This window comes from Streptomyces sp. CB02366, from assembly GCF_001905905.1.
GTDB lineage: Bacteria > Actinomycetota > Actinomycetes > Streptomycetales > Streptomycetaceae > Streptomyces.
Genome location: NZ_LIVT01000004.1, coordinates 563,116 through 583,076, shown reverse-complemented (window position 1 = coordinate 583,076; position 19,961 = coordinate 563,116). Strand labels below are relative to the sequence as shown.

Here is a 19,961-nt window from a genome sequence, read left to right as displayed (position 1 = left end):
TCACCTGGCCGCCCGGTCACCTGGTCGTTCAGCCGCCCGGCCGCCCGGCGTCGGTCCGGGGGCTACGGCAGCCGGTAGCCCATGCCCCGTACCGTCTCCAGCCGCTCCGCCCCCAACTTCCGGCGCAGCGCCCGGACGTACACGTCCACGATGTTGGAGCCGGGGTCGAAGTCGTACCCCCACACGTGCGACAGGATCTGCTCGCGCGACAGCACCTGGCCGGGGTGGCGCAGGAACATCTCCAGCAGCACGAACTCGCGCGCCGTCAGGTCCACCGTCCTCTCCCCCGCACGGGCCCGGCGGGTCCGCAGGTCCAGGGCGAGGCTCCCGCTGCGCAACAGGGTGACCTCGGGCGTGCGGGCGGCGGTGCGCTGCCGCAGCCGTATGCGGGCGAGCAACTCCTCGAAGCGGAACGGCTTCGTCATCCAGTCGTCGGCGCCGCCCTCCAGCCCGGCCACGGTGTCCCGGACCGAGTCGCGGGCGGTGAGCACGATCACCGGCAGCGTGACCCGGGCCTCGCGCAGCTCCCGCAGCACGGTGAAGCCGTCCCGGCCCGGCAGCCCGATGTCGAGCACCATCAGGTCGAACCCGCCGGTCAGCGCGTGGCCGAGCGCCAGGTCCCCGTCCTCCGCCACGACGGTGGTGAAGCCGTTGGCGCGCAGCCCCTTCTGGACGAACGAGGCGATGCGCTCCTCGTCCTCGGCGATCAGGATGCGGTTCACGAATCGGTCTCCAGGGTGAGTACGAAGGTGGCTCCGCCGCCCTCGGTCCGGCGGAGGTCCACGCGTCCGTGGTGGCCCTCCGCGATGGCCTTGACGATGGCGAGGCCGAGCCCCGCCCCGCTGGTGCGGGTGCCGCGCCGGGACGTGCCCCGCCGGAACCGCTCGAAGATCACCTCGGCGTCCTCCGGCGGTATTCCGGGCCCGTGGTCCGCGACGTACAGCTCGACGCGGTCCGGCCCGGCCCGGTCCGCCCCCTCCCGGGCCGCCTCGACCCGGGAGCCGATCCGGATGCGCTGGCCGGGGACGGTGTGCTGGACGGCGTTCTGCGCGAGCTGGACCATCGCCTGCGTCATCCGCTGCGGGTCCAGCCGCACTTCGCGGTCCGCGACGCCGTCGAGCTGCCACTCCCGGTCGCCGAGGGTCCGCACCTTCACGAAGACGTCGGCGGTCAACTCCGCGAGCTGGACGGGTTCGGGGCGGACGAAGTCGGGGCGTTCGGCCCCCGCGAGGAGGAGCAGGTCCTCGACGATGCGGCTCATCCGGTCCAGCTCGTCAGTGACCAGCCGCACCGTCTCCTCCCGGTCCGCCGGATCGTCGCCCATCAGCTCCAGGTGGCCCCGGACGATGGTGATCGGGGTGCGCAGTTCGTGCCCGGCGTCGTCGACGAAGACCCGCTGCGCGGCGAACGCCCGCTCCAGCCGGTCGAGCATCGCGTTGAACGTCTCCGCGAGGGCCGCCACGTCGTCCCGGCCCTCCACGGGTATGCGCCGGGTGAGGTCCTGCTCGGTCAGCTCGGCCGCCGTCGCCCGGACGAGCCGTACGGGGGCGAGGATGCGTCCGGCGACGGCCCAGCCGACCCCGGTCGTCATCAGCAGCGCCACCCCCGACAGGGCGAGCAGCGTCCAGAACGTCTTGTCGGCGACGGCCCGTTCGCGCTCCGGGTGGAAGGCGACGACGAACGCCCCGGGCGGCCCGCCCGCGGACGGCCCGATCTCGACCTTCGCCCAGCGCACCTCGCCCTGCGGGCGCTCCAGCGTCCCGAAGGAGTCCTCGGAGGCGTGAATGCGGGTGAGCGAGGCGCCGTCCCGCCACAGAGCGGTGTCCGGGGGGAGGTCGCGCCGCTGGCGGATGGCGTCGGGCCGGTCGCCCGGGCGGCCGGTGAGGCCCAGCAACTCCTCGTCGGGGTCGGCGTACTGGCGTTGCAGATAGATCCGCAGCAGCCGGTCCGCCGTGCCGAACCGGTCGCCGGTGTCCGGGTCGACGCCCTGCGGCACGAAGTTGGCGAACTCCCCGGTCTCCTGGGTGAGCAGCTGGCTGATCCGGTGGTCCACGTCCCGCTGGAGGATGGAGCGCACGGTGACGGCGACCGCGCCCAGCGCGACCGCCATCACGACCAGCAGCCAGAGCAGGATGCGGACCCGGGCGGAGACCCTCGGCAGGCTAACCGTCATCACCGAAGTCGTCGTCATCGTCGTCGTCGGCCGCGGAGGGGCCCGGGACGACGGAGCCGTCCGGTGTACGGGTCGGAGCGGCGGAACCGCTCGGCGCCGGGCCGCCGCTCGCCGGGGGAGTGCCGCGCGGGCTCTCCTCCAGCTGGACGGCGGGCGGCACCTTCGGCGCCTCCGAGGTGTCGGTCATGGCGTAGCTGGTGGCCGCTATGCCGAGGGGCACGGCGACGACGGCCGCCAGGGCCGCCAGACGAGGTGAGAAAGCCATGCGTTCACCCTGGCGGTCCCGGGCGGTCCGAAGATGAAGCGAGGATGAACATTCCTTCATCTCCGGCATAAGGGACTTTCCCGGTCGGCGGCCCGGTCCGGAAGAACCGCCGGCCACGCTTGCTTCGAGTGCACTCCAAGGATCTAGCGTGGAGGGCATGACGGTGACCGACGGAACCTCCCGGAGCACTCCCGCGACGCCCGCACGGACGCGGCCCGCCCCGACGGCGGACGCCCGCACGGCCGCTCCCTCCCCCCGCCCCGCGGGCCGGGACGGCTACACGATCAGCGAGGTCGTCGCCCGCACCGGGCTCACCGCGCACACCCTGCGCTGGTACGAGCGCATCGGGCTCATGCCGCATGTGGACCGCTCGCACACCGGGCAGCGCCGCTTCAGCGACCGCGACCTCGACTGGCTGGCCTTCGTGGGCAAGCTCCGGATGACCGGGATGCCCGTCGCCGACATGGTGCGGTACGCGGAGCTGCTGCGGGAGGGCGAGTCCACCGTCGGGGCACGGCGGGAACTGCTGGAGGCGACCCGCCGCGAGGTGGTCGCGCGGATCGCGGAGCTCCACGACACCCTCGCCGTCCTCGACCACAAGATCGGGTTCTACGCGGGCGCCCGCCGGGCGCCGGAAAGGCACAGCGCCTGATGACCACTGACAAGATCGCCACGGTGGAGCTGGGAGCGGGCGGGCCGCGGGTCGGCGTCCAGGGACTCGGCTGCATGGGGATGAGCGAGTTCTACGGCGACACCGACGAACTCTCCGCCCGCGACACCCTCGACGCGGCCCTGGAGGCGGGCGTCACGCTCCTCGACACCGCCGACGCCTACGGGCGCGGGGCCAACGAGGAGTTCCTCGCCCCGTTCGTCCGGGCCCACCGGGACGAGATCACCCTCGCCACCAAGTTCGCCCTCGTCCGCACCGACGACCCCCTCCACCGGGGCGTCAGCAACGACCCCGCCTACCTCCGCGGCGCCGTCGAGGCGAGCCTGCGCCGGCTGGACACCGACGTCATCGACCTCTACTACATGCACCGCCGCGACCCGGCCGTCCCGCTCGCCGAATCGATCGGCGCGCTGGCGGAACTGGTCGAGCAGGGCAAGGTCAAGCAGATCGGGCTCAGCGAGGTGACCGGCGCCGAACTGCGCGAGGCGCACGCCGTGCACCCGATCGCCGCCCTCCAGTCGGAGTGGTCCCTCTTCAGCCGGGACGTCGAGAAGAGCGCCGTCGGCGCGGCGGCGGAGCTGGGCGTCACGTTCGTCCCGTACTCGCCGCTCGGCCGGGGCTTCCTCACCGGGGCCTTCACCGACGCGGGCCGGGAGCTGGCCGAGGGCGATTTCCGCCGGCGCCAGCCCCGGTTCAGCGGCGACAACGCCCGTACGAACGCGGCTCTGCTGGAGCCCGTCCACACGATCGCCGCCGCCCACGGGGCGACGGCCGCGCAGGTGGCCCTCGCCTGGGTCCAGCAACGCGCCCGGGTGCACGGCCTGAACGTGGTCCCGATCCCCGGCACCCGCAGGCGCGCCCGCCTCCTGGAGAACGCGGCGGCGACCCGGCTGGCCCTGACGGAGGACGACCTGGCCGCCCTGGAGCCGATCGCGGGCCGGGTGGCGGGGGACCGCTACCCGGACATGAGCAGTACGGCGGCGGCGCGGGAGTAGGCACGGCGCCCGGGCCCCGGCGGGCGCGGTCTCCAGCCGGACCTCCGTACGCCCGGACCGGGCCGCCCCCTTCACGCCAGCCCCAGCTCACGCCAGCCCCAGCGCGAACACCGCGAACCCCGCCGCGAGGAGCCCGGCCAGCGCGCGGCGGGCGTTCGCGGCGCGGGTGCCCGCCCGCCACGGGGCCTCGAAGCGGCGCGCGTACCGGGCGATCAGCACCAGCAGCGCGGCGAACACCGGCAGCCACGCCAACCGGGCGAGGAGCCAGCCCACCGTCTCCGGCGCGGTCGTCAGCCCCGCCACCGCCACGCCCCCGGCCCCGGCGAGCGAAGCCGGTACGGCCGCGGCCAGCATCGCGCTCTGGTGCCAGCACAGGATCGTCATCGCGGACAGGTTGACCACCACGACCGGCGCCCACAGCAGCGGCCTGCGCAGCAGCCGCCCGAGCCGGTCGCGCAGCAGGATCGCCGCCCCGCTCTGCGTCGCCGCCAGCGCCACCACCAGCAGCGACGGCGGATGCGAGTTGGTCCGCGCCTCGCCCGGCACCCCGACCATCGACGCCGGATAGTGGAAGACGAGCAGCAGCACGGCGAACAGCACCCCGCCCCCGGCCAGCAGCAGCCGGGCGCCGCGCTTCCCGATCCGGCCCTCGCCCCAGGACACGCCGAGCTGATACGCGAACAGCCAACCGGGCAGGACGGTGAGCACGCCCAGCCAGGACGGCATCGCCTCCGCGAACGGTCCGTAGCGCAGGAAGTCCACCACCGCGACCGATACCGCCAGCGGCAGCGCCGCCCAGCCGCCGGTCCGCCGCGCCAGGGCGACGCAGAGCGGGGTGAGGGCCGTGACCACGGTGTACACCCCGACGAACCAGAGCGGCTGGATCACCAGCGTCGACGCCGTACGCAACGTGTCGCCGGGCACGCCCAGCCACGACAGGACCGAGAGCAGCACCGCCCACACGGCCGTCACGCCGAGCACCGGGCGGCCCAGGCGCGCCAGCCGCCCGCCCAGCCAGGCGCCGGTCGTGGAGGGCCGGCGGCGGTAGGAGAGGACCGAGGCGTACCCGCCGACCAGGAAGAAGATCCCCAGCATCTGGAGGACCCAGCTCGCGGGCGCCAGTCCGCCGAACGTGCTCAGCGGGCTCGCGTTGTGCAGGCCGTCGGCGTCCAGCCGGAACCCGCCGAGCATCCAGTGGCCGAGCGGCACGGCGAGCAGGGCCAGCGCCCGCAGTCCGTCCAGGGCGCGGTCGCGGTGAGCGGGGGTGGAGGCGTCGACACGGGCGGCGAACCGCCGGGCGTGGTCGCGGGCGGCGTACACCGACAGGGCGGTCATCGGGTCGCACCTTCCGGGAGGGGCGCGCCGAATGTGTTCTCCGGCGCCCGTACGCCCGCGTCGGCGCGGGCGCTCTTCGGGGCCGGCCGGTCCTGTCGGGCCCGAGCGCTCACCGGCGCCCGCGCGCCCTCGGGGGCGGCGGTGCCGCGCACGATGGCGGCGAAGGCCCGCAGCGAGTCCGTTCCCGGCGCGAAGTACCCCGCGTGGCCGCGTGCCCCGTCCGCCGGTACCCGCCGCGCGCCGAAGGCCGGGTCGGTCGGGTCCGTCCCGTGGCCGAGACCGGCGAAGCGCACGTTCGGCACGTTGTCGATCCAGTCCGTGGGGTCCTTCGCCGCCCACACCCGGGCCTTCGTCCGCAGCCCCGTGACATCGTCCGCCCGCATGCCGGGGGAGCCGAGGACCACCAGGTCGGTGGCGGGCAGCCGGTGCGCGGCCAGACCGCAGACCACCGAGCCGTAGCTGTGGCAGAACACGGCGGGTTCGGGGAGCCCGTCCGCCTTCAGCCCCTCGGCGAACCGGGTCAGCCGCCCGGCCCCCGCCTCCGCGAGGTCGCCGGTCGCCGCGTCGAGGCCGACGCCCACCGGGGTGGTGTACCCGACCCAGGCGACCACCGCCGTCCCCGGCCCGGCCGCCGTGTGCAGGGTCCTGGCCATGCCGCGCGGGGCCCCGTGCGCGACGGTCTTCCGGTCGAAGGTCCCGGCGTCGTTGTCGTTCCCCGGCACCACCACCGCGACCCGCGACGCCGTGCGCAGGTCACCGAAGACCTCGGCGGCCTGGCCGCGTCCGCGCGGGTCGAACGCGAGAATGCGGCGGCCGGGGGCGGCGAGCGAACGGTAACGGGGGTCGTCGTCGGCGGCCAGCGCGAGGGAGTTGGCGCGGTAGCGCAGCTCCAGCGGCGCTCCGTCGAGGTTGCCGACGACGGACGGGTGCCGCAGGGCCAGGAGGCGGCCCTGCTCGTCGCTCAACCCGGCGAAGAACACGGCGACTTCGGCAGGCGTCGAGCGCTCGGGGTCGGGCAGCTCCCTGCCCAGCGCCCGGTCCGTCCGCCACTGCGCACTGCCCGGCGGCGGCCCGGTCAGCGCCTGCTGCGCATCCCCCGACACCCAGCCGGTCGTTCCCGCCACCACCCCGGCGGCCAGGGCGAACGCGACCAGAGCCCTCGCGTATCGGCGCATGGTTCCCTCCCTCTCCTGCTCCGCACCGGTCGGCGCGGCCGGGAGGAAGGTAGGAAGAGGACGGGTGACGCGGCATCACACCGGAGTGCCAACCGCGGAGTGATACCGGGGTAGGGGGTGGGCCGGATCGCGGGGCACGGCCCGGGGCCTTCCCGCGACGGCGGGACCGTGTCCGGGGCCCGCCGCCCCGCCCTGCCCGGCGGCAGGGGCCCGCGCCCCGCGCTCCCGGGGACGCGGACGGGTCCGGCGCCCCGCGGCCGACAGCCGTCGGCGGGCTCGCGCCGCCGCCTTCCCGGGCGCCGGCGGGTTCGCGCCCCTGCCGCCCCGGGCGTCCCTGCCGCCCCGGGCGTCCCTGCCGCCCCGGGCGTCCCGGACGCCGGCGGATTCGCGCCCCTCTGCCCCCCCCCGGGGCGTCGGTGGGGTCTACGTCCTCGCGTCGCCCGGTGTCACCAGCCCCGACTCGTACGCGAAGATCACCGCCTGCGCCCGGTCCCGCAGCTCCAGCTTGGCCAGCACCCGCCCGATGTGCGTCTTCACGGTCTGCTCGGCCAGCACCAGCCGCTCCGCGATCTCCTGGTTCGACAGCCCCCGGGCGATCAGCTCCAGCACCTCGCTCTCCCGCGGGGTCAGCCCGTTCAGCCGGAGCGCCTGGCCGCCGCGCGTCGCCCCGGCGGGCCGCTGCGCCGCGAAGTCCGCGATCAGCCGCCGGGTCACCGAGGGCGCGAGCAGCGCGTCCCCGGCCGCCACCACCCGTACCGCCGCGATCAGATCGGCGGGCGGCGCGTCCTTCAGCAGGAACCCGGACGCCCCGGCGCGCAGCGCCTCGTACACGTAGTCGTCCACGTCGAACGTCGTCAGCATCAGGACCTTCGGCCGGTGCACCACCCCCACCGGCGGGTTCAGCAGCTCGCGCGCGGCGGCCAGCCCGTCCATCTCCGGCATCCGCACGTCCATCAGGACCACGTCGGGATGCTGGTTGCGGCTGACCTCGATCCCCCGGCGGCCGTCCGCCGCCTCGCCCACCACGTCGATGTCGCTCTGCGCCGCCAGCAGCGCCGCGAACCCCGCCCGCACCATGGCCTGGTCGTCGACGATGATCACGCGGATGGTCACAGATCCTCCGGAGAAGGGGATACGGAAGGGGACGCGGACGGGGAAGCGGCCGGGGGCAGCGGCATCCGGGCGGCCACCCGGAACCCGCCGTCCGGCAGCGGCCCGGTGTCCAGCGAGCCGCCGGTCAACCGTACGCGCTCCCGCATCCCCACCAGCCCGTGCCCGGTCCCCGCGCTCTCCAGCGGGGCCGTGGGTTTCGGCGCGGGGCTGTTGACCACCAGCACGTTCAGATGGCCCCGCGAGGCCCGGACCGACACCTGGGTGCGCGCGCCGGGGGCGTGCCGCACCACGTTGGCCAGCGCCTCCTGCACGATCCGGTACGCCGACAGGTCCACCGCCGGCGGCACCTCGCCCAGCTCCGCCGCGAGCGACAACGTCACCGGCAGGCCCGCCCGTACCGTCGCCTCCACCAACTGCTGGAGCCGGCCCAGACCCGGCTGCGGGGCCCGGTCCCCCTCCGTGCCGTCGCTGCGCAGCACCGACAGCAGCCGCCGCATCTCCCCCAGCGACTCCCGGGCCGCCGCCGCGATGGACGCGAACTCCTCCCGCGCGGTCTCCGGCAGCCCGGGAATCCGGTACGGCGCGGAGTCCGCCTGCACCGTGATCACCGACATGTGGTGCGCGACGACGTCGTGCAGCTCCCGGGCGATCCGCGTCCGCTCCTCCAGCAGCGTGCGCCGTGCCCGTTCCTCCTCGCTGATCGTCTCCTGCTCGGCCAGCCGCCGGGTCGCCTCGCCCCGCTCCCGTACCGCCCCGCCGATCACCAGGACCACCGCGCCGAGGACCGGCAGGAGCAGCGCGCTGCCGGTGCTGCGGTCCGCGGGGGCGACCAGCTGCAGCGCCGCCCCCGCCGCCGCCGTCACCGCCCAGACGGCGACGACGGTCCGCCGGGTCTCGCGCAGGCCCAGCGCCAGCAGCAGGAAGAGGTAGGCGACCAGGGTCGGCGGGGGCCAGGGCCAGGTGTCGTACCGCCCCGGGTCGTGGGCCAGCAGCACCAGTGCGCCGGCGACGTCGGCCGGGAAGATGATCCACCACGCCTGGAGGGGCCGGTGGGCCAGCATCAGCAGCGGGGCGGCCTGGGCCACCCCGAGCGCCCCGGCCAGTGCGCCGGGCACACCGTAGTCCGAGGCCAGGACGGTGATGGTGACCGGGATGAAGATCGCGGCCAGGGCGAGCACCACGGCGTAGGGCAGCAGGCGGTGCCACCGCTTCGGCGCGTCCGCGAGCAGCGGGGTGGACGGATGGGAGGCGTGGGACAGCCCGTGAGCCAGCTCGCGCAGATTGCGGCGGGCGGCGCTCAGCAGGCCGTCGGCGGGCGGCGGGGGCCCGGCGGGGGGAGTGGACATGACCCGGTCAGCCTAGGCAGGCCGAGGGGCCGGCGGCGTCATACCGTGGTTCCGACCGGGGGCGGGTCGTCTCATACCGGGGTACGGGGTACGGGGTCCGGCCGGCTGGCGCCGGAGGACCGGCGGGGTCACAGCTCCGCGAGCAGTTGGGCCTTCTTCGCGCTGTACTCGGCGTCCGTCACCAGACCGGCCCGGTGCAGCTCGCCGAGGTGATGGATCCGCTCGGCGATGTCCGCCGGATCACGCCGCCCGGCGCTCACCAGGGCGGGGGCGGCGGCGGGAGCGGGCTGGGTCCGGCGTACGGATTCCAGGACGGCGGCGGCGAACGGCAGCGACTCGTGCACCGGCCCGTACCCCAGGCCGAACAGCACAGCGGCCGGGTCCTGGTCGGCGGCCCGGGCGGCCGGGGGCTCGCCCGGCGCGTCGGCCACCGGCACGCCGTCCGCGTCCGTGCGGCACCCGGGACCGAGCGGATCGCCCAGGCTGCCGCCGGCGCGGGGGTCGAGCGGGGCCGCCGTGCGGGGTATCAACCGCAGATAGCCGTCCAACGCCTCGGGGGAGCGCCACACGATTCCAGCCAGCTCGCTCACGCGGAAGGTCTGGTCGCCCGCCTTCCACTTGGCACTGGAGGCCCCGGTCCAGGACCACCGGAAGGAGATCCGCTCACCGTCGAAACTGGCCCGGCCGTCGTACGCCTTGAAGTGCATCGGGGCCTCGGGGGCCGCCACCAGGAAGCGGTCCGCGGGCTCGTCGTACGCCGGGTCCAGCGACGCCCGCAGCTCCTGCGCGCAGTGCTCGGCGAGCCCCTCCCGCTCCGCCGGGAGCACCAGCCGATAGGGGTCGCACCCCTCCTTGAGCTGCCCGGAGGCAGCCTCCACCAGAGGATCGGCGCCCGCTCTCGGCACGGCACGCAGAACCACCGTGCCCCGCTTGCCGGGGGTCAGCGTCACCGACGACAGCGCCGCATACGGGATGCGGCGCTCCCGCAGGCTCTGGAAGAGCTTCGGTGTGCGGAGGCCCCGTTCGAAGCGGATGAGCACGGAGTCGGTGTCGAACTCCCAGGTGGCATGAATTCCGGCCAGCGCATCACCCATGTGCCTCATCGTATGCGGCACGGTCGCGCACGTCCCCCCTCGAAGCAACTCCCCGTCAATCCGCCCGGCACGCCCCTCTACGCGCGTCAGCCCTCCGGGCCGCCGGAAATACCGTTGTGGCACGTGCCGGCGGCGCTTGCGCAGCTGACGGAACCGTAGGCGCCGACGCCGATCGCGGCGAAGTTGTCCAGGCTCTCGGTACCCGGCACGAAATAACCGCTGTGCCCGGCCGCGCCGGCCGCCGAGACGACCCGGGCGCCGAAGGCCGGGTCCACCGGGTCGGCCCCGTGGCCGATCCCGCCGAACTCCAGGTGCGGTACGTCCTCGATCCAGTCGTCCCCGTCGCGCATCGCCCAGATCCGGGCGCCGGTCCTCAACTGCCAGGCATGGGCGGCCCGCATGCCGGGACTGCCGGCGACCGCGATGTCGCCCACCCGGGCCGAGGCCCGGTGCGCGGCCACCCCGCAGACCACGGAACCGTAGCTGTGGCAGAAAAGCGAGACCTTGGAGCTGCCGGGCAACGCGTCGACCAGTGCGTTCAGCCGGATCGCGCCCTCGGCGGCGAGCCCGCCGAGCGCCGCGTCCATGCCGACCCCGGCCGGGGCGGTGTAGTCGGCCCACGCGATCACGGCGGTACGGGTGCCCGGCGAGGCCGAACGCTCCGCCCCGTACAGGGACTCGGCCATGCCGACCGGCGCCGCGTACCGGCGCTTGCTGCGCTCCAGGGTCAGCAGATGCGTGTCCACGCCCGGAACCACGACGGAGACCCGGGAGGCCCGGTCGAGGTTCCCGAACACCTCGGCCGCACGGCCCCGCCCGGACGGGTCGAAGGCCAGGATCTGGCGTCTTTCCCTGAGCAGCGAGCGGAACCTGTCGTGCCGGGCCCGCGCCTCGGCCCGGCCGCTCGGCGAGAGCTTCGGGTCGCGGGCCCGCGCCCGCTCCACGGCCACGGCGCGTCCGAGAGCCACCCGGTTGGCGCGGTAGCGCACGGTGACCGGGGCTCCGTTCAGATTCCCCACCACCGACGGGTGCCGCACCGCGAGGGCCATGCGCTGCGCCGAGGTGAGGCCGGCGAAGAAGCGGGCCAGCCGGGCGGCGGGGGCGTCCGCTTCCGGCAGCTCCCGACCCGTTGTCCGGTCCCGCGCCCAGGCGGCGAGCGCCCGTTCGCGCTCCCCGATCCCGTGCTGATCGCGGACGGCGCTCCAGCCCGTCGTCGCCAGCATCACGAACACCACCGCCAAGGCGAGCAGAGTCCGCCAGACGGTCAACGTGGGAGAGGTGTCGAAGGAAGTCACTGCGGCACACCCTAGGAGACGCGCGCCGACCTCCGTGACCCGCGTGAGGCACATCACCCGTCCGCGAGGGATTGACCCCCGATTTCTCACGGAGCGTCACCCGGCACGCCGTTCGGGCCACCGCCGGCCGACGCCACCGCCCCTTCCGCTCCTACCCCCGCCAGTCGCGGGCGAGGGCCGGGACGAGCTGGTCGAGGTACTCCTCGGTCAGATCGCGCAACGCCTCCACGCTGGGGTCGTGGCCGCGGCCCCACAGCTGGCCGGTCACCCGCATCACCGCGGAGAACGCGGCGACGGCCACCCGGGGCCGGGGATCCCGCTCCACGTCGAGCCCCTCGCGCTCCGCGATCAGCAGGGCGACCTGGTTCTCCAGGGCCACCCCGCGCCGCATGTGGGCGGCGAGCAGGGTGGGGGTCGACTCGATCATCTGATAGGTGCGCATATGGAGGTCGACGGTGACGATCTCCTCGATCGCCTCGCCGATGCTGTTCCACGCGCACAGCACCGCCCCGCGCATGGCCTCGAAGGGGGCCTCGTGCGCGGGGCGGCCGCGCAGCTCGGCGAGGAAACGGGACTCGACCAGCTCCTGCACCGCGAAGGTGGCGTCCTCCTTGCTCGCGAAATAGCGGAAGAAGGTGCGCTGCGAGACCTCCACGGCGTCGACGATCTCGTCGACGGTGGTGCGCTCGTATCCCTGGGTGGTGAACAGTTCGAGGGAGGCGCGCACCAGGGCGTCGCGGGTGCGCTGCTTCTTGCGTTCACGCAGTCCGGCCCGGGGCGCGCCTGCCTGCCCGTCGGTCACGTAGCCGTCCCTCTTTTCCGTATTTCTCCAGCTCAGCATACCTTTGAGCCCTGTGTGAGCCACGTGACAGTTACTGTCTTGTGAATTGGTTTGTCAACTGTCAGAGACTGTCACTAGTCTCGCCGCTATGACTAGTCAGACCACCGTCGAGAAGGCGCCGCGGGAGCCTGAAGACAACGCAGTACCCGCCCCGGTCAAGGGGCTTCGCGGCCACCCCTGGCTGACCCTCTTCGCCGTCGCCATCGGTGTGATGATGGTCGCCCTCGACGGCACCATCGTCGCCATCGCGAACCCCGCGATCCAGCGCGACCTCGACGCCTCGCTCGCCGACGTCCAGTGGATCACCAACGGCTACCTGCTCGCCCTCGCCGTCGCGCTGATCACCGCGGGCAAGCTGGGCGACCGCTTCGGCCACCGCCAGACCTTCCTCATCGGCATCGCGGGCTTCGCGCTCGCCTCCGGTGCGATCGGCCTCTCCAGCGAGATCTCGCTGGTCATCCTCTTCCGCGTGTTGCAGGGCCTCTTCGGCGCCCTGCTGATGCCGGCCGCGCTCGGCCTGCTGCGCGCCACCTTCCCCGCCGAGAAGCTGAACATGGCGATCGGGATCTGGGGCATGGTCATCGGCGCGTCCACCGCGGGCGGCCCGATCGTCGGCGGCCTCCTCGTCGAGCACGTCAGCTGGCAGTCGGTCTTCTTCATCAACGTGCCCGTGGGCGTCCTCGCGCTCGTCTTCGGCCTGGTGATCCTCCGGGACCACCGCGCCCCCAACGCCCCGCGTTCCTTCGACCTGATCGGCATCGTGCTGCTCTCCGGCGCGATGTTCGCCCTCATCTGGGGCATCATCAAGGCCGGTGAGTCCTGGGGCTGGGGCGACGGCCGGACCTGGGCCTGGCTGGGCGCCGCCGTCGCGGCCTTCATCGCCTTCGGCATCTGGCAGAACCGGACGAAGGAACCCCTCGTCCCGCTGAAGATGTTCCGCTCCGTCCCGTTGACGGCCGGCACCGTCCTCATGGTCCTGATGGCGTTCGCCTTCATGGGCGGCCTCTTCTTCGTGACGTTCTTCCTCCAGGGCGTCCACGGCCTCAGCCCGGTCGACAGCGGCCTGCGCCTGCTGCCGCTGACCGCCATGATGATCGTCTCCTCGCCGGTGGCCGGCCTGCTGATCACCAAGTTCGGCCCGCGCGTCCCGCTGGTCGGCGGCATGGTCTGCACGGCCACCGCGATGTTCGGCATGACCACGCTCAGCGAGTCCACCGGCACCCTGACGATGTCCCTCTGGTTCGCCCTCCTCGGCTGCGGGCTCGCCCCGGTCATGGTCGGCGCCACCGAGGTCATCGTCGGCAACGCGCCCCTGGAGCTGTCCGGGGTGGCCGGCGGCCTCCAGCAGGCCGCCATGCAGGTCGGCGGCGCGCTCGGCACCGCCGTCCTCGGCGCGGTCATGTCCTCCAAGGTCAGCGCCGAATTCGCGGGCAACTGGAAGGACGCGGGCCTGCCCGGCGAGGCGGACCCGGGGCTGGAGAAGGCCGCCGAGTTCGGCATGGTCCCCGGCGGGCTCGACCAGGCCCCCGGCATGACACCGGACATCGCCTCCCGCATCGGCGGGGTCATCCACGACACCTTCATGTCCGGCATGGGCCTGGCCTTCACCGTCGCGGGCATCGTCGCGGTCGTCGCCGCCCTCGTCGCCACCCTCACCAAGCGCGGCGAGAACGCCGAGGCGGGCGCCGGCGTCGGTCACATCTGACCCCCCCCGAGACGGCGTCTTCCGTCAACACAGCGCAGGTCACCGCCCCGCCGAATCCTTTCGGCGGGGCTGTCGCCTATCAGGGTGGCGGACCCCCGCCCCTCTTCCGCACCCTCACCCGGTGACTCAGAGTGAGCGACGGAAGAGAACATCACCGACCGACCACGGGGGTTGATCCACCATGCGCACGACCGTTGTGACCCTGCGTACGACCGTTCTCGCGGCAGCGGCCCTGACCGTCATCGCCCTCGCACCCCAGGCCCTGGCCCCCGACCGGGCGGCCGCGGCCCCCGAGCGGGCGCCGGGCGTCAGCCTCGGGAGCTGCGAGGCGGGCCGGCTCTGCCTCTGGAAGAAGGCCGACTTCACCGGGGCCCGCCACACCTTCGAGCTCTCCGGCGTCGACATCGAGAGCTGCGTCCCGCTGCCCCGGGGCGGTGACGCCCAGTCCCTCGCCAACCGCACCGGCCGGCCCGTCACCACCTACCAGTCCGCCGAGTGCGCGGAGACCGGAGAGTTCGAGACGTACCCCGGCGGCGGGACCTGGACGCCCCGCTCCCCGTACCAGGTACGCGCCTTCAAGATCTGGGAGAACTGACCCCGGACACGCCGAAGGGGCGGCGACGCCTCGCGCCACCGCCCCTCCGTCCCCTTCGCTCCTACGGCTAGGGCGTGTTTCGAAAGTCCCGCCTGCTCGGCGACGCCCGGCACGCACGCTCGCCGCGTTGTCGGGACCACCCCGATACCACCGGTATCGGGGCGGCCCCCCGCCTTGCGATCGCACGCACCGGACGCCGCCGAACCCGCCCTCCGGGCGGACGACGCTCCTTCCGAAACACGCCCTAGGCGTCGCCGCCCGCCGCGCCCGGATCGGCCGCGGTCACGTCCAGCAGCTCGTAGCGGTCCACGGCCTTCTTGAGGGCGGACCGGTCGATCCTGCCCTCCTTGGCCAGCTCGGTCAGGACCGCCAGCACGATCGACTGCGCGTCGATGTGGAAGAACCGGCGGGCCGCGCCGCGGGTGTCCGCGAAGCCGAAGCCGTCCGCGCCGAGCGACTGGTAGGCGCCCGGCACCCAGCGCGCGATCTGGTCCGGCACCGAACGCATCCAGTCCGAGACCGCCACGAACGGGCCCTGGGCCCCTTCGAGCTTCCTGGTCACGTACGGGACGCGCTGCTCCTCCTCCGGGTGCAGGAGGTTGTGGCGCTCCACGTCCACCGCCTCACGGCGCAGCTCGTTCCAGGAGGTCGCCGACCACACGTCCGCCCTGACGTTCCACTCGTCCGCGAGGATCTTCTGCGCCTCCAGCGCCCAGGGGACCGCCACGCCGGACGCCATGATCTGGGCCGGGATCTCGCCCTTCTCGCCGGTGCTGAAGCGGTGGATGCCCTTGAGGATGCCCTCGACGTCCACGTTCTCGGGCTCGGCCGGGTGCTGGATCGGCTCGTTGTAGACGGTGAGGTAGTAGAAGACGTCCTCGTTGGCCTCGCCGTACATCCGGCGCAGCCCGTCCTTCATGATGTGCGCGATCTCGAACCCGTACGCCGGGTCGTACGCGACGCAGCCCGGGTTGGTCGAGGCGAGCAGCTGGGAGTGGCCGTCCGCGTGCTGGAGGCCCTCACCGGTCAGCGTCGTGCGGCCGGCGGTCGCGCCCAGCACGAAACCGCGCGAGAGCTGGTCGGCCATCTGCCAGAACTGGTCGCCGGTGCGCTGGAACCCGAACATCGAGTAGAAGACGTACACCGGGATCAGCGGTTCGCCGTGCGTGGCGTACGCCGAGCCGGCCGCGATCAGCGAGGCCGTGCACCCCGCCTCGGAGATGCCGTCGTGCAGCATCTGCCCGGTGGGGGACTCCTTGTACGCGAGCAGCAGATCGCGGTCGACCGCCTCGTACTGCTGGCCCAGCGGGTTGTAGATCTTCGCACTCGGGAAGAACGCGTCCATGCCGAAGGTGCGGTACTCGTCGGGGGCGATCAGCACGAAACGCTTGCCGATCTCCTTGTCCCGCATGAGGTCCTTCAGGATGCGGACGAACGCCATGGTGGTGGCGATCGACTGCGAGCCCGAGCCCTTCTTCGCTGCCGCGTACGTCTTGTCGTCGGGCTGCGGCAGCGGCTTCGCACGCACCACCCGGGTCGGGACGTAACCGCCCAGCCCCTGGCGGCGGTCGTGCATGTACTGGATCTCCTCCGAGTCGCGGCCCGGGTGGTAGTAGGGCGGGTAGCCCTCGTCCAGCTGCTTGTCCGTGATCGGGATGTGCAGGCGGTCCCGGAAGCGCTTGAGGTCCTCGACCGTGAGCTTCTTCATCTGGTGGGTCGCGTTGCGGCCCTCGAAGTTCGGCCCCAGGGTCCAGCCCTTGACCGTCTGCGCCAGGATGACCGTCGGCTGGCCCTTGTGCGCCTTGGCCGCCGCGTAGGCCGCGTAGACCTTGCGGTGGTCGTGACCGCCGCGGCCCAGGTGCAGGATCTGCTGGTCGGTCATGTCCTTGACCATGTCCCGCAGCCGCGGGTCGTCGCCGAAGAAGTGCTCGCGGATGTACGCGCCGGTCTCCGTGGCGTACGTCTGGAACTGGCCGTCCGGCGTGGTGTTCAGCTTGTTGACCAGGATGCCCGTGCGGTCCTGCGCCAGCAGCGGATCCCAGGAACGGTCCCAGACCAGCTTGATGACGTTCCAGCCGGCGCCCCGGAACTGCGACTCCAGCTCCTGGATGATCTTGCCGTTGCCGCGCACCGGGCCGTCGAGGCGCTGGAGGTTGCAGTTGACCACGAAGGTCAGGTTGTCCAGGCCCTCGCGGGCCGCGATGGAGAGCTGGCCCAGCGACTCCGGCTCGTCCATCTCTCCGTCGCCCAGATAGGCCCAGACGTGCGACTTGGAGGTGTCGGCGATCCCGCGCGCCTCCATGTAGCGGTTCATCCGCGCCTGGTAGATCGCGCCGAGCGGACCGAGGCCCATCGACACGGTCGGGAACTCCCAGAAGTCCGGCATGAGCCGCGGGTGCGGGTAGCTGGACAGCCCGTTCGGGGCCTTCGACTTCTCCTGGCGGAACGCGTCGAGCTGCGCCTCGCTCAGCCGGTCCAGCAGGAACGCGCGGGCGTAGATCCCCGGGGACGCGTGCCCCTGGAAGAAGATCTGGTCGCCGCCGTCCCCCTGGTCCTTGCCCCGGAAGAAGTGGTTGAAGCCCACGTCGTACAGCGAGGCGGAGGACGCGAAGGTGGCGATGTGGCCGCCGACGCCGATGCCCGGCCGCTGCGCCCGCGAGACCATCACGGCCGCGTTCCAGCGGGTCGCGTTGAGGATCTTGCGCTCGATCTCCTCGTCGCCGGGGAAGAACGGCTCGTCCTTCGTGGCGATCGTGTTCACGTAGTCCGTGCTGCGCATCTCCGGCACCGCGACGCGCTTCTCCCGCGCGCGTTCGATGAGCCGGAGCATCAGGTAGCGGGCCCTCTCCCGGCCGCGCTCGTCGACGGCGGCGTCGAGGGAGTCAAGCCATTCCTGGGTCTCCTCGGGATCGAAATCCGGGACCTGGCTCGGAAGGCCGCCAATGATGATCGGGTTGCGATCGGATCCGGAAGCCACACTGTTCCTTCGCTGTTCGGTGGTGCTCTGCGGGGTCTGTTACGGGGAACGTACCCCCGGGACAACTGTGTGCGCGCCGTCTCCATCGTGCTACCGCGAAGGCCCGGACGTCATCTCTACCGTGAGGTAACCCCGAGGTTCCGAAAACTCCCCGACGGGGCACGAGTATGAGCGGTACGCGGCTGGGTACGGGCAAACCGCAACCTTACGCCCAAGGCGTCCAAGCGTTCCCAAAGGCTGTTCGAATCCGATTGGCGGATCGAAACGGCATAAGCTGAGGAAGGACGTAAACGGATGGAGAGAGCCGGGGAGACCCGGTGAAGCCGCCGGGGAGACATGCCGGAACTTGCGCTGACGTGGCAGGGAACGTCACCGTATAGGCGGTCTCGCACGCCGGGTACTTGCGCGATTCGCCGGGCCCGTGTGGACTACGGCCTACGCCCCGCGCACGCGCGTGGCCACAGCATTTTCCGAAGACATGATCAGGAGGCAACCCGTGAGCGCGACCGCGGACCACGCGGAGGAGCGGACCAACCCGGCTGCACGCCTGGGGTTCGAGCCCGGACAGGTGGTCCAGGAGATCGGCTACGACGAAGACGTCGAGCTGGAGCTCCGTGAGGGCATTGAGGCCACTACCGGCCAGGAACTCGTCGACGAGGAGTACGACGACGTCGCCGACGTCGTTCTGCTCTGGTTCCGCGACGAGGACGGCGACCTTACGGACGCGCTGGTGGATGCCATCGGTCTGATCGAGGACGGCGGGATGGTCTGGCTGATGACGCCGAAGACCGGCCGTGACGGATACGTCGAACCGAGCGACATCAACGAGGCCGCCCAGACGGCCGGGCTCGCCCAGACCAAGAGCATCAGCGCGGGCAAGGACTGGACGGGCAGCCGTCTGGCCACCCCCAAGGGGGCCAAGGCCAAGCGCTGAGCCGCTTCTCGCACCGCCGGGGGCCCCCGCGGGCACGCACACCGTGTCCGCGGGGGCCTTCGTGCGCGCGGGGGCGGCCGGCCGGGCCCCGGGCCCTTCGCGGCCGGGCGGCGGCCCGTGCGTAGGGTGGGAGCCACCCGGACGGACCGGCCCGGGATGCGGAGAAACGGCGAAGGGATGCGTGTTCCATGACGATCGAGGTCGGCAGCCAGGCCCCGGATTTCGAGCTCAAGGACAACCACGGCCGGACCGTGCGGCTGTCGGAGTTCCGCGGCGAGAAGAACGTGGTGCTGGTGTTCTACCCGTTCGCCTTCACCGGCGTCTGCACCGGCGAGCTGTGCGCGCTCCGCGACGAGCTGCCCCGCTTCGAGGACGAGGGCGCCCAGCTCCTCGCGGTCTCCAACGACTCCATCCACACCCTGCGCGTCTTCGCGGAGCAGGAGGGCCTGGAGTACCCGCTGCTCTCCGACTTCTGGCCGCACGGCGAGACCTCGCGGGCCTACGGCGTCTTCGACGAGGACAAGGGCTGCGCGGTGCGCGGCACCTTCGTCATCGACAAGGAGGGCGTCGTCCGCTGGAGCGTCGTCAACGGCCTCCCGGACGCCCGTGACCTGAACGATTACGTCAAGGCGCTCGAAACGCTCTGAGGCGATCTCCTGGCGACGCCCGGTCAAAAGCCTGTTTTGGCAGGGAACCGGTCACTAGGATCCAATCGTTGATCCGATGCCAACGAACGACGGGGACGCTGGTGTCTGCCGGCCCCTGAGAAAACTACTGGAGGACTCGTGGGAGTCAGCCTCAGCAAGGGCGGCAACGTCTCGCTGACCAAGGCCGCGCCCAACCTGACCGCGGTCATCGTGGGTCTGGGCTGGGACGCCCGCACCACCACCGGGGGTGACTTCGACCTCGACGCCAGCGCCCTGCTGACGAACACCGAGGGCAAGGTCGCCACCGACGGCAACTTCGTCTTCTTCAACAACCTCAAGAGCCCCGACGGCTCGGTCGAGCACACCGGTGACAACACCACCGGTGAGGGCGAGGGCGACGACGAGGTCATCAAGGTCAACCTCGCGGGCGTCCCCGCCGACGTCGACAAGATCGTCTTCCCGGTCTCGATCTACGAGGCCGAGAGCCGCCAGCAGAGCTTCGGCCAGGTCCGCAACGCGTACATCCGCGTGGTCAACCAGGCCGACAACTCCGAGCTGGCCCGCTACGACCTGAGTGAGGACGCCTCGACGGAGACCGCCATGGTCTTCGGCGAGCTCTACCGCAACGGCGCCGAGTGGAAGTTCCGCGCCATCGGCCAGGGGTACGCCTCCGGTCTGCGCGGCATCGCCCAGGACTTCGGGGTCAACGTCTGACGTTCCGGCGCCAGGGGGCGCCCGGCCGGTTCCGACCCGCCGGGCGCCCCGCCACCGGGCGCTTTCGACGCCCGTCACCGGGCGTCG

At 72.7% G+C, this 19,961-nt stretch carries 18 protein-coding genes; 7 read left to right on the top strand and 11 right to left on the bottom strand.

What is annotated here, in order from left to right; all coding sequences use genetic code 11:
* Nucleotides 1-62 precede the first annotated feature (62 nt).
* From AMK24_RS16940 to AMK24_RS16930, 3 genes are read right to left on the bottom strand one after another with little or no spacing between them, the layout of a single operon-like run.
* Nucleotides 63-722: a response regulator transcription factor gene (locus AMK24_RS16940; protein ID WP_073769566.1), complete on the bottom strand. Its 660-nt coding sequence runs from the start codon at nt 720-722 to the stop codon at nt 63-65.
* Nucleotides 719-2,173 carry a sensor histidine kinase gene (locus AMK24_RS16935; protein WP_107427409.1) on the bottom strand — a complete coding sequence of 485 codons (1,455 nt, stop codon included), beginning with the start codon at nt 2,171-2,173 and terminating at the stop codon, nt 719-721. Before AMK24_RS16935 ends, AMK24_RS16940 begins: the two co-directional genes overlap by 4 nt.
* Nucleotides 2,163-2,438 (bottom strand): small hydrophilic protein, encoded by a 276-nt coding sequence (locus AMK24_RS16930; protein ID WP_073769564.1) that lies wholly within the window; start codon nt 2,436-2,438, stop codon nt 2,163-2,165. The genes AMK24_RS16935 and AMK24_RS16930 overlap by 11 nt, the downstream gene beginning before the upstream one ends.
* A 157-nt stretch (nt 2,439-2,595) precedes the next feature.
* On the opposite strand from AMK24_RS16930, the gene AMK24_RS16925 reads away from it, so the two are divergent.
* Nucleotides 2,596-3,090: a MerR family transcriptional regulator gene (locus tag AMK24_RS16925; RefSeq protein WP_073769612.1), complete on the top strand. Its 495-nt coding sequence runs from the start codon at nt 2,596-2,598 to the stop codon at nt 3,088-3,090.
* Nucleotides 3,090-4,103, top strand: coding sequence for an aldo/keto reductase (locus AMK24_RS16920; RefSeq protein WP_073769563.1), 1,014 nt, complete (start codon nt 3,090-3,092; stop codon nt 4,101-4,103). Before AMK24_RS16925 ends, AMK24_RS16920 begins: the two co-directional genes overlap by 1 nt.
* Nucleotides 4,104-4,190: 87 nt before the next feature.
* Here the strand turns inward: AMK24_RS16920 and AMK24_RS16915 are convergent, their stop codons facing one another.
* From AMK24_RS16915 to AMK24_RS16885, 7 genes are all read right to left on the bottom strand, one after another.
* Nucleotides 4,191-5,438: an acyltransferase family protein gene (locus tag AMK24_RS16915; protein WP_199876439.1), complete on the bottom strand. Its 1,248-nt coding sequence runs from the start codon at nt 5,436-5,438 to the stop codon at nt 4,191-4,193.
* On the bottom strand, nt 5,435-6,613 hold the full coding sequence (locus AMK24_RS16910) for an alpha/beta hydrolase (protein ID WP_079190540.1): 1,179 nt from the start codon (nt 6,611-6,613) through the stop codon (nt 5,435-5,437). Before AMK24_RS16910 ends, AMK24_RS16915 begins: the two co-directional genes overlap by 4 nt.
* A gap of 423 nt (nt 6,614-7,036) precedes the next feature.
* Nucleotides 7,037-7,726, bottom strand: a complete 690-nt coding sequence (locus AMK24_RS16905; RefSeq protein ID WP_073769562.1) for a response regulator — start codon at nt 7,724-7,726, stop codon at nt 7,037-7,039.
* The gene (locus tag AMK24_RS16900; protein ID WP_073769561.1) at nt 7,723-9,072 is read right to left on the bottom strand and encodes a sensor histidine kinase; all 1,350 of its coding nucleotides are present in this window, start codon (nt 9,070-9,072) and stop codon (nt 7,723-7,725) included. The genes AMK24_RS16905 and AMK24_RS16900 overlap by 4 nt, the downstream gene beginning before the upstream one ends.
* Nucleotides 9,073-9,200: 128 nt before the next feature.
* Nucleotides 9,201-10,166 carry a DUF4429 domain-containing protein gene (locus AMK24_RS16895; protein ID WP_073769560.1) on the bottom strand — a complete coding sequence of 322 codons (966 nt, stop codon included), beginning with the start codon at nt 10,164-10,166 and terminating at the stop codon, nt 9,201-9,203.
* Between the two features lie 86 nt (nt 10,167-10,252).
* Entirely contained in the window at nt 10,253-11,461 is a 1,209-nt protein-coding gene (locus AMK24_RS16890) for an alpha/beta hydrolase (RefSeq protein WP_073769559.1), read from the bottom strand.
* Nucleotides 11,462-11,612: 151 nt separating this feature from the next.
* On the bottom strand, nt 11,613-12,263 hold the full coding sequence (locus AMK24_RS16885) for a TetR family transcriptional regulator (RefSeq protein WP_073769558.1): 651 nt from the start codon (nt 12,261-12,263) through the stop codon (nt 11,613-11,615).
* Between the two features lie 250 nt (nt 12,264-12,513).
* On the opposite strand from AMK24_RS16885, the gene AMK24_RS16880 reads away from it, so the two are divergent.
* A complete protein-coding gene (locus AMK24_RS16880) occupies nt 12,514-14,007 on the top strand; it encodes an MFS transporter (protein WP_384579283.1) in 1,494 nt (497 codons plus the stop codon).
* Between the two features lie 181 nt (nt 14,008-14,188).
* Nucleotides 14,189-14,602: a peptidase inhibitor family I36 protein gene (locus tag AMK24_RS16875; RefSeq protein ID WP_073769556.1), complete on the top strand. Its 414-nt coding sequence runs from the start codon at nt 14,189-14,191 to the stop codon at nt 14,600-14,602.
* A 244-nt stretch (nt 14,603-14,846) separates the two neighbouring features.
* On the opposite strand, the gene aceE is transcribed toward AMK24_RS16875, so the two are convergent.
* Nucleotides 14,847-17,579: a pyruvate dehydrogenase (acetyl-transferring), homodimeric type gene (gene aceE, locus AMK24_RS16870; protein ID WP_073769555.1), complete on the bottom strand. Its 2,733-nt coding sequence runs from the start codon at nt 17,577-17,579 to the stop codon at nt 14,847-14,849.
* Between the two features lie 496 nt (nt 17,580-18,075).
* Between aceE and AMK24_RS16865 the strand changes: the two genes are divergently transcribed.
* The 3 genes from AMK24_RS16865 (at nt 18,076) to AMK24_RS16855 (ending at nt 19,874) form a co-directional block, all read left to right on the top strand.
* Nucleotides 18,076-18,513, top strand: a complete 438-nt coding sequence (locus AMK24_RS16865; protein ID WP_073769554.1) for a DUF3052 domain-containing protein — start codon at nt 18,076-18,078, stop codon at nt 18,511-18,513.
* A gap of 188 nt (nt 18,514-18,701) precedes the next feature.
* Complete coding sequence (locus AMK24_RS16860; RefSeq protein WP_073769553.1) at nt 18,702-19,160, top strand: peroxiredoxin; 459 nt, start codon at nt 18,702-18,704, stop codon at nt 19,158-19,160.
* A gap of 138 nt (nt 19,161-19,298) precedes the next feature.
* Nucleotides 19,299-19,874 carry a TerD family protein gene (locus AMK24_RS16855; RefSeq protein WP_073769552.1) on the top strand — a complete coding sequence of 192 codons (576 nt, stop codon included), beginning with the start codon at nt 19,299-19,301 and terminating at the stop codon, nt 19,872-19,874.
* Nucleotides 19,875-19,961: the final 87 nt, after the last annotated feature.

Coding starts and splice junctions, on each gene's coding strand:
- AMK24_RS16920 (WP_073769563.1), top strand. CDS start 3,090: ATGACCACTGACAAGATCGCCACGGTGGAGCTGGGAGCGGGCGGGCCG.
- AMK24_RS16900 (WP_073769561.1), bottom strand. CDS start 9,072: ATGTCCACTCCCCCCGCCGGGCCCCCGCCGCCCGCCGACGGCCTGCTG.
- AMK24_RS16875 (WP_073769556.1), top strand. CDS start 14,189: ATGCGCACGACCGTTGTGACCCTGCGTACGACCGTTCTCGCGGCAGCG.
- AMK24_RS16895 (WP_073769560.1), bottom strand. CDS start 10,166: ATGGGTGATGCGCTGGCCGGAATTCATGCCACCTGGGAGTTCGACACC.
- AMK24_RS16925 (WP_073769612.1), top strand. CDS start 2,596: ATGACGGTGACCGACGGAACCTCCCGGAGCACTCCCGCGACGCCCGCA.
- AMK24_RS16860 (WP_073769553.1), top strand. CDS start 18,702: ATGACGATCGAGGTCGGCAGCCAGGCCCCGGATTTCGAGCTCAAGGAC.
- AMK24_RS16915 (WP_199876439.1), bottom strand. CDS start 5,438: ATGACCGCCCTGTCGGTGTACGCCGCCCGCGACCACGCCCGGCGGTTC.
- AMK24_RS16935 (WP_107427409.1), bottom strand. CDS start 2,173: ATGACGGTTAGCCTGCCGAGGGTCTCCGCCCGGGTCCGCATCCTGCTC.
- AMK24_RS16930 (WP_073769564.1), bottom strand. CDS start 2,438: ATGGCTTTCTCACCTCGTCTGGCGGCCCTGGCGGCCGTCGTCGCCGTG.
- AMK24_RS16910 (WP_079190540.1), bottom strand. CDS start 6,613: ATGCGCCGATACGCGAGGGCTCTGGTCGCGTTCGCCCTGGCCGCCGGG.
- AMK24_RS16880 (WP_384579283.1), top strand. CDS start 12,514: ATGATGGTCGCCCTCGACGGCACCATCGTCGCCATCGCGAACCCCGCG.